We start from the raw sequence: 8,509 nt of genomic DNA on the forward strand, positions 1-8,509 counted from the left end.
GCGATTCCTCCTGACAAGGATGTTGGTGGGTCTGAGATTACCGCTCTCAGGCCCGCCGCCTAGGAGAAACGCGCATCCGATTTGGGGACCAACTTCCCGGTTGGACGAGCCAGCTACTTGGGGAAGATGGGGTGGGTGTCCAGCCAGGAGCTGAAGAGGGCGTCCGCGAAGGGCTTGCCCGGGATGTGGACGCCGCCGGACGCGCCGCCGGAGACGTGGAGGCCGGAGCCGGGCAGGTAGGTGAGGACCAGGTCGTCACCCTTGCGCACGTCATGGAGGGACGACAGGAGCTTCTCCAGGGACTGGTTGAGCGCGTCCTGGCGCATGGCCGGGTTCTGGCGCAGGCCTTCCCGGAAGCTGCCCACCAGCTGGTCCTTCGTGATGGTGCGCAGGAAGCGGAAGTGCAGCCGTTTCAGGCTGTTGGAGGACACGGCCTCCTTGAAGCAGGTGGGCTCCTCCTCCATGTAGAGGCTCCACACGTAGATGTTGAAGAAGAGCTTCTTCTTCAGCTCCATGTGGGTGAGCGCGAGTGTGCGCCCCTCCACCTGGAGGGAATCCGGCATGTTGACCCCGCCCGCCTGTCCCGCGTGGGCCATACCGCCCACCAGCAGGAGCATCCCCAGCGCGAACCCTCGCGCCCCCATTTTCAACGCCGTCCCCATCATCGCCTTCCCCTTCACCTCTTCCGAGCCGGTGATCGCAACGGTGCGCATGCTCTTCAAAACCGCCACCGGTCACGATCATTGGTTTGTGCACCATTGGACGGCAACCGGACGCCCAAGGCAAGGCTGTTGGGGGTACAAACGACTCCCCGGCTGGAGGGCGGACGGGACGGATGGCGCGGAGTGTCACGAAACCCGGGAGATGAGCTTACTCCGGATGTGGGCCAGAGCGGGTCAGCGACTCGCGGAACTCGTCCACCAGCTTCCAGAACAACACCCACACATCGTGTTTGCGTCCCGCGGCTTTCTCGATCGCGGCGACCGGACCGCAGGATGCGCTCCACCCTCTGGAGGCGTGACGGAAGCCGTCACGGGCGCGTCGCGACACACCTCTGCGGCGTGAGCCAGGCAGTAACCGCCCAAGCCGACGGAGGGCGCCACCTCATACAAGGTGTACTCATCCGCCAGCACCTTCCGCGTCCAGAACGCGTCCACTCCCAGGTCACGGCAGCGTTCGGCGGTGGCGGGGTTCCCCGCCTTCCATTCATGGATGTCGACCAGCACGTTCTGCCGCTCGAAGCGCGCGAGCGACCACCAGCGGGCTCCAGAGAAGTCTACCCGGGCTCTTTCACAGGTGTGCAGGACCAGCTCCAGGTGGAGGAGCGCTCTGCTCCAATCCATCCGCACGCCCGTCACCTCGGCGTCGTGGATCGGCAAGTTCAAGAACGACATGGCTGCCATGTTACGCCGCCGCGGCGTCGAGCAGCTGATCCATGTCCACGGGCTTGCGCAGGTAGGCGCGTGCCTCGAGCAGGTCCTTGCGGCTGTCGAGCTGCGGATCCGCGCTCATCACCACCACCGGGATGTCCGCGAAGCGATCATCGGCCCGTTGCTCCGACCGGAACTGGAAGCCGTCCTTCACCGGCATCATCAGGTCCAGCAGGATGACATCCGGAAGCGGCTGCATCCCCTCCAGCATCGCCAGGCCCTGCGCTCCGTTCTCCGCGCAGTCCACCGTGTGGCCCTCGTCCTCCAGGAGCTCCCGGACCGCCTCCCGGATGTAGAAGTCGTCCTCCACCACCAGGATTCGCCGGGTCATGCCCCGCCTCCCGCGAGCGTCATGCCACCCGAGGCCTGGGCGTGCGCGGGGCTCCGGGGCAGCAGCACCACGAAGCACGCGCCTCCGTCCGGCGGCCCCTCCACCGAAATCCTCCCGCCGTGCGCCGCGACGATCTGCTTGGAGATGAAGAGCCCCAATCCCAGACCTCCCGCGTTGCGCGAGGCAATCCCCCGGTCGAACCGGTCGAAGATGCTCTCCCGCTGCGCCTCCGGAACGCCGGGGCCATGATCGCGCACCTCGATGCGCATCAGGTCTCCCAGCTCCTGCAGCCGCACCACCAGCGGCCCTCCGGGCGCGTACCGCATCGCGTTGGTGATGAGGTTCGTCAACACCTGCTCCAACCGGTGCGCGTCCACGTCCCCCACCATCCCGGGCGGAGCCTCCAGCCTCGACGGGCACCCCACCTGCGCGAGCTGCCCGGACAGGCGCTCCAACACGTCGGAGGCCAGCTGCACCAGGTCCACCTCCCGGCAGTTCAGCTCGAACGTGCCCGACCGGATGCGGGCCACGTCCAGCAGGTCCTCCACCAGGCGCGTCAGCCGGTCCACCTGCACCAGCGACACCGTCAACGACCGGGCCAGCCGCTCCGGATTCCCGGCACGCCCCTCCGCCACGGCCTTCACGTTCCGCTCCGCCATCTGCAACTGCAACAGCAGCGACGTGATGGGTGTCTTCAATTCATGCGAGGCAATGGAAAGGAACTCATCGCGCGCGCCGAGCAGCGCCTTCAGCTCCTGCTCCACCCGCTTGAGCCCGGAGATGTCCCGCAGGGAGAGGATGGTCCGCGAGGGCTGCTGTCCCAGGGCCGGCACGACGTCGGAGTCGACGACCAGATGCAGCCGCTTCGTGACCGAGTGCCCCACCACCTCCAGGTCGCGAAGGGGGATCTCCAGCGCGCGCTCCAGCACGAGCGGTCCCCCGGCCTCGTCGGTGAGATGGAACCCGAGGCCGTGCTCCGCGGTGGCCAGGTCCGTGGGGAAGCGGCCGTCCGCCAGCTGGTGGGCCGCGCGGTTCGCGAAGGTGAACTCGCCTGAGTCCGGATCCATCAACAGCGTGGGCGTCGGCAGCCGGTCCAGCACCGCCTCCAACCACCGCTGCTGCTGCTCCAGCTGCTCCGCGTGCGCCTCCTGCTCCGCGGCCCGCAGCCGCATGGCCGCCATGGTGAGCTGCGCCTGCACGCGGGCCAGCAGCTCCTTCGCCGCGAACGGCTTCGTCAGGTAGTCGTCCGCGCCCAGCTCCAGCCCGCTCGCCGTGGCCTCCTCGCCCGCGCGCGCGGACAGCAGGATGACCGGCAGCGTGCGCAGCGCTTCGTCCGCGCGCAGCTGCTGCACCAGCTGGATTCCATCCATCACCGGCATCATCACGTCCGACAGCACCAGGTCCGGCCGCGACTCCCGCGCCGAGCGGAGCGCCTCCGCCCCGTTCGCCACCGCCGTCACGTCGTAGCGCCGCGACAGGAGGCGGCGGACGTAGTCGCGCATGTCGGCGTTGTCGTCCGCGAGCAGGATGCGTGGACGGGGCCCTGTCTCCTCCACCGGCGCCGGAGTGCCCGGCGGCGCGGCCGGCACGGGCACCGGCTCCTCCGAGGGGTCCACCGACCAGCGCAGCGCCTCCTCCACGAACGCCTCGACCCGGATGGGATTGGCGGGAGGCCGCTCTGCCTCCAGCACCGGCAGCCCCATCGCGAAGCCACGCCCGAACGGCACCCGGACGAAGAAGGTGGAGCCCTGCCCCTCCACGCTCTTCACCTCCACCGCCCCCCCGTGGAGCTTCGCCAGGTCGTGCACGAGCGCGAGCCCGATGCCGCTGCCCTCGTGCGTGCGCCCGCGGGCTTCCTTCACCCGGTGGAAGCGCTGGAACACCTTCCCCAGCTCCGACTCCGGGATGCCAATGCCCGTGTCCCGGACCGACAGCCGCGCGAAGCCATCCTCCCGCCGCAGCTCGACGCGGATCTCCCCGGCGTGCGTGAACTTGAACGCGTTCGACACGAGGTTGAGGACGATCTTCTCCCACATCTCCCGGTCCACGAAGACCGGCTCTCCGAGCGGCTCCGCGTCCACCACCAGCTGCATGCCCCCGCGCTCGACGGCGGAGCGGAACGCGCTCGCGATGTCGCGGGTGAGGGCGGACAGGTCCGTGGCCTCCACGGTGGCCTGGGCGCGGCCCGCCTCGATGCGGGAGAAGTCGAGCAGCGCGTTCACCAGCTTGAGCAGCCGCAAGGCATTGCGGTGCACGACCTGCAACTCGCCGTGGGCCGCCTCCGGCAACGCGCCCCGCACCCCCGCCAGCAGGTCCTCCACCGGTCCGAGCATCAGGGTGAGCGGCGTGCGGAACTCGTGGCTCACGTTGCTGAAGAAGGCCGTCTTCGCCTGGTCGATCTCCGCCAGCGCCTCCGCCCGGCGCCGCTCCGCCTCATAGGCGCGCACGTTCCCGAGCGCCGCGCTCACCGCCGTGCCCAACATGTCCACGAAGGCGCGGTAGGTGCCGTCGAGCGGGAGCCGCTGGCTCACCCCGATGACCAGGTACCCGAGCGGTGCTTCCACGCCCGCGACGCGCACCGGCAACACGAAGGACGACTTCACGGGCTCCGGGTACGGCCCCGCGACGACGGGCCCGAAGCGGGCCTCCAGGTCCGCGACCTGCTCCACCCGTCCGCTCTTCGCCGCCCGCTCCAGCGGCCACGCTTCGTCGTCAGCGGTGCCCGTGAGGCGGATGACCTCCGGCGCGAAAGGCATTCCGGCCACGGTCCCGCACAGGCCCCGGAGCCGCGCCTCGTTGCCGTCCGCGGAGGTCACATAGAGCAGCGCGAAGGGCACGTCGAAGCTGTACGCCCCCAGCGTCGCGAGCAGCAGCTCACACGCCTCGTCGAACACCAGCGCCTGGCCCGCGCGGTCCGCGATGTCCCGCAGGGTCCGCGTCCGCCGCTCGGCGAGCATGGAGGGCGTCGTCTCCGTGACGGGGTGGAAGAGGCCCACCACCCTGCCGGACTCGTCGCGGATGGGGCTCAATGAGAAGGTGAAGAACGTCTCCTCCGGGTAGCCATTGCGCTCGAGGAACATCCGCTGGTTCTCGAGGTAGGACGTCTCCCCGGCGAGCGCGCGCTCGAACGGCTCGCGGAGGGCCGACCAGGCGGAGGCCCAGGTGACGCGGTAGCTCTCCCCCATCGCGCGCGGGTGCACCGCGCCGCACAACACGCGGTAGCCCGCGTTGTAGATCTGGTTGTGGCCGTCACCCCAGATGATGTTGATGGGGAAGTTCGACGCGAGGCAAAGACTCACCGTCGTGCGCAGGCTCTGCGGCCAGGACTCGATGGGCCCCAGCGGGGAGCGGGACCAGTCCAGTGAGGCGATGAGGGCGGCCATCTCGCCCCCGCCTGCAAGCCATTCGAGCTTCCCGGGGAGCGGAGCCATCGTGAGGAGATAAGTACCCTGGGCCCAAGCATCAAGGCGAATGACCGATTCCCGGGCCTTTGGACCGTCCATCACCTGACGGTCCCGCGATCCGTGAAGCCGGCGTAGGCTCTCCGTCCATGAGCGCTTCGGCCACACCCCAGGTCCACTTCCGCACCTGCAATCTCTGTGAAGCCATGTGCGGCGTGCGCATCGAAGTGGCGGACGGACGCATCACGTCCATCAAGGGAGACGCGGAGGACCCCTTCAGCCGGGGCCACATCTGTCCCAAGGCCGTGGCGCTGCGCGACCTTCACGAGGACCCGGACCGGCTCCGCCATCCCATGAAGCGCACCGCCTCCGGCTGGGAGCGCGTGTCCTGGGAGGACGCGTTCCGCGACATCAGCCAGCGGCTCCATGACCTCCAGAAGGAGCACGGGCCGAACGCCGTGGGCGCGTACCTGGGCAACCCCAACGTCCACAACCTGGGCGCGATGATGTTCGGGCCCGGACTCCTCCGCGCGCTGCGCTCGCGCAACCGGTTCTCCGCCACCTCCGTGGATCAGCTCCCCCACCAGCTCGCGGCCCACCTCATGTTCGGGCACCAGCTGCTGGTGCCCATTCCAGACATCGACCGCACCCGGTACATGCTCGTCCTGGGCGCGAACCCGCTCGCGTCCAATGGCAGCCTGATGACGACGCCCGACGTGCGGGCCCGGCTGCGCGCCATCCAGGAGCGCGGCGGCAAGGTCGTCGTCATCGACCCTCGCCGCACGGAGACGGCGGTCATCGCCGACCAGCACGTCTTCGTCCGGCCCGGCACCGACGCGCTCGCCCTCTTCTCCCTGCTGTACGTCGTCCTGGAGGGGAACGCGCACCGCATGGGCCGGCTCGCGGCGTTCGTGGATGGGCTGGACACCGTGGTGCCGCTCGTCCGCGACTTCCCTCCGGAGCGCACGGCGCCTCACACCGGCATCGCGCCGGACGTGCTCCGCGGCATCGCCCGGGACTTCCTCGCCGCGGACGGGGCCGTCTGCTACGGGCGCGTCGGCGTGTCCACGCAGCCGTTTGGCTCGCTCTGCCAATGGCTCATCAACGTCCTCAACATCGTCACCGGCAACCTGGACCGCGAGGGCGGCGCCCTCTTCACCCTGCCCGCCTTCGACCTCATTGGCGGGCCTCGCGCGTTCGGCGTCAGCCCTGGCAGCCATGGCCGCTGGAAGAGCCGGGTCCGGGGCCTGCCGGAGTCCTCCGGAGAGCTGCCCGTCGCCGCGCTCGCGGAGGAGATCCTCACCCCGGGCGAGGGCCGCATCCGCGCGCTCATCACCCTGGCCGGCAACCCCGTGCTGTCCACGCCCAATGGCACACAACTGGACACCGCGCTGGGTCAGCTCGACTTCATGGTGAGCGTGGATCCGTACCTCAACGAGACCACCCGCCACGCGCACTACATCCTGCCGCCCGCGTCGCTGCTGGAGCGCGGGCACTATGACCTCGTCTTCCACGTGCTCGCCGTGCGCAACACCGCGAAGTACTCGCCGCCGGTGTTCCCCGCCGGTCCGGACTCACGCCAGGACTGGGAGATTGTCCTGGAGCTCCAGCACCGCCTGGAGACCCTGCGCAAGGGGCGGAGTGTCCGCGCGCTGCTCCAGTACCAGGCCCTCAAGCGGATGGGGCCGGAGCGCCTCCTCGACCTGGGCCTTCGCATGGGGCCGTATGGCTCGCGCTTCCATCCACTCAAGAAGCAGGGCCTGTCGCTCGCGAAGCTTCGCGCCGCGCCGCATGGCATCGACCTGGGGCCGATGAAGCCCAGCCTGCCGGGCCGGCTTCGCAACCGCTCCAAGCGCATCCAGCTGGCGCCAGAGCTGCTCGTCGCGGACGTGGCCCGGCTCCGCGCCGCGTTCCCGGACGACGCGGCGCCCCGCGAGGGCGAGCTGCTGCTCATCGGCCGGCGGCACCTGCGCGACAACAACTCGTGGATGCACAACGTGCCGGGGCTCGTGAAGGGCCGTCCCCGCTGCACGCTCATGATCCACCCGGACGACGCTTCACGCCTGGGGCTGAGCGAAGGCGTCAATGCCACCATCCGCTCGCGCGTGGGTGAGGTCACCGTGCCCGTCGCCGTCACCGCCGACGTGATGCCCGGCGTCGTCAGCCTGCCGCATGGCTATGGCCACCAGCGTCCGGGCATCCGCCTCCAGGTGGCTGGCGCGCATGCGGGCGCCAGCATCAACGACCTCACGGATGATCAGGCGCTGGACGTCGTCAGCGGCAACGCCGCCTTCAGCGGGACGCCGGTGCGGGTGCGACCGGCCTGAGCTCCCTTCAGCGGTACACCGGCGCGGGCAGCACGGGCGGCACCACCGGCGCGGCGGCCGTCACCTTCGCCTTGACGCGCCACACCAGCGGCGTGAGCGCCCCCACCAGCACGAACACCGCCTGCACCGTGTGCGCGAGCAGCGCGATGGACATCGCCTTCGCGGCCGTCGTCCCCATCGCCCCCGCCGCCAGCGAGAACATCCCGTCCGTCACGCCCACCTGCCCCGGCACCAGCGAGCCCATCGCCAGCGCCACCAGGTAGAGCCCCTGCGTGAACAGCGCCTGCACCACCGTCGCGTCGATGCCCACCGCGTGCGCCAGCACCGCGTACTGCATCACCTGCAACACGCGGCTGCCCAGGAACGCCAGCATCGGCCGCCACGGACACAGCCCTCCGGCGCACACCGACGCCTGGAACGCCTCCGCGTGCGTGCCCCACTTGCCGCACCGCCTTTGCATCCACGCGCCCAGCCGCTTCGCCCGGAGCCCCGCGCGCACGCCCAGCGACGCGAGCAGCAAGACGAAGCCGTGCACCAGCATCGCCACCGTGAACGCGCTCCAGCCCGTCATCAGGTACGCCGCCAGCGCGCATGGAAAGGAGATGAGCCCTCCGGCCCCCAGGGACGCCGACTGCGACGTGGCCGCCGCCGCCGCCGCCGCCGCGCCCCCGGTGTAGGGCGTCAGCATCGTCGCCTTCGTCGCCTCCGCCGCCGTCCGGCCCGCCGGCGCCATGCTCGACACCGCCGTGCCAATCAGCTGCGCTCGCACCAACACCGACAACGGCACCTGTCCCGAGCGGGCGCCATAGGACAGCCGCGTCGCCGTGGCATCGCAGGTCTGCCGTCCCATTTCGAGGAGCACCACCCAGGGGAGCAGCGGCAGCGCGGCAGCGAGCGTGGTCTTCAGCTCACCCGCGCCTGCCTTGTGCACCAGGGTCCCCAGCATGCCCAGTCCGCCCATCGCGAACACGGGTTTGAGCACCGTGAGCAGCCTGCGTCTCCAGACGCACGGTGTGGCGG

5 protein-coding genes are annotated in these 8,509 nt (G+C 70.0%); 1 reads left to right on the forward strand and 4 read right to left on the reverse strand.

The features are described 5' to 3' along the window. Positions 1-113: 113 nt before the first annotated feature. The 3 genes from D7X32_RS18485 to D7X32_RS18500 form a co-directional block, all read right to left on the reverse strand. On the reverse strand, positions 114-713 hold the full coding sequence (locus tag D7X32_RS18485) for a chalcone isomerase family protein (protein WP_244239067.1): 600 nt from the start codon (positions 711-713) through the stop codon (positions 114-116). 691 nt (positions 714-1,404) lie between these two features. Next, positions 1,405-1,761, reverse strand: a complete 357-nt coding sequence (locus D7X32_RS18495; RefSeq protein ID WP_120603880.1) for a response regulator — start codon at positions 1,759-1,761, stop codon at positions 1,405-1,407. Continuing rightward, the gene (locus D7X32_RS18500) at positions 1,758-5,144 is read right to left on the reverse strand and encodes an ATP-binding protein (protein ID WP_120603881.1); all 3,387 of its coding nucleotides are present in this window, start codon (positions 5,142-5,144) and stop codon (positions 1,758-1,760) included. Before D7X32_RS18500 ends, D7X32_RS18495 begins: the two co-directional genes overlap by 4 nt. Before the next feature lie 167 nt (positions 5,145-5,311). On the opposite strand from D7X32_RS18500, the gene D7X32_RS18505 reads away from it, so the two are divergent. Then, positions 5,312-7,489: a molybdopterin oxidoreductase family protein gene (locus D7X32_RS18505; RefSeq protein ID WP_120603882.1), complete on the forward strand. Its 2,178-nt coding sequence runs from the start codon at positions 5,312-5,314 to the stop codon at positions 7,487-7,489. A gap of 7 nt (positions 7,490-7,496) precedes the next feature. Here D7X32_RS18505 and D7X32_RS18510 read toward each other — a convergent pair. Further along, on the reverse strand, positions 7,497-8,509 hold a 1,013-nt coding region (locus D7X32_RS18510; RefSeq protein ID WP_244239068.1), incomplete at its 5' end, for a lysylphosphatidylglycerol synthase domain-containing protein.

Origin of the sequence: Corallococcus carmarthensis, assembly GCF_003611695.1 — a bacterium.
Classification (GTDB): domain Bacteria; phylum Myxococcota; class Myxococcia; order Myxococcales; family Myxococcaceae; genus Corallococcus; species Corallococcus carmarthensis.

Excerpts from the sequence above, each read along its gene's own strand:
- D7X32_RS18495 (WP_120603880.1), bottom strand. The coding sequence starts at position 1,761 with ATGACCCGGCGAATCCTGGTGGTGGAGGACGACTTCTACATCCGGGAG.
- D7X32_RS18500 (WP_120603881.1), bottom strand. The coding sequence starts at position 5,144 with ATGGCCGCCCTCATCGCCTCACTGGACTGGTCCCGCTCCCCGCTGGGG.
- D7X32_RS18505 (WP_120603882.1), top strand. The coding sequence starts at position 5,312 with ATGAGCGCTTCGGCCACACCCCAGGTCCACTTCCGCACCTGCAATCTC.
- D7X32_RS18485 (WP_244239067.1), bottom strand. The coding sequence starts at position 713 with ATGCGCACCGTTGCGATCACCGGCTCGGAAGAGGTGAAGGGGAAGGCG.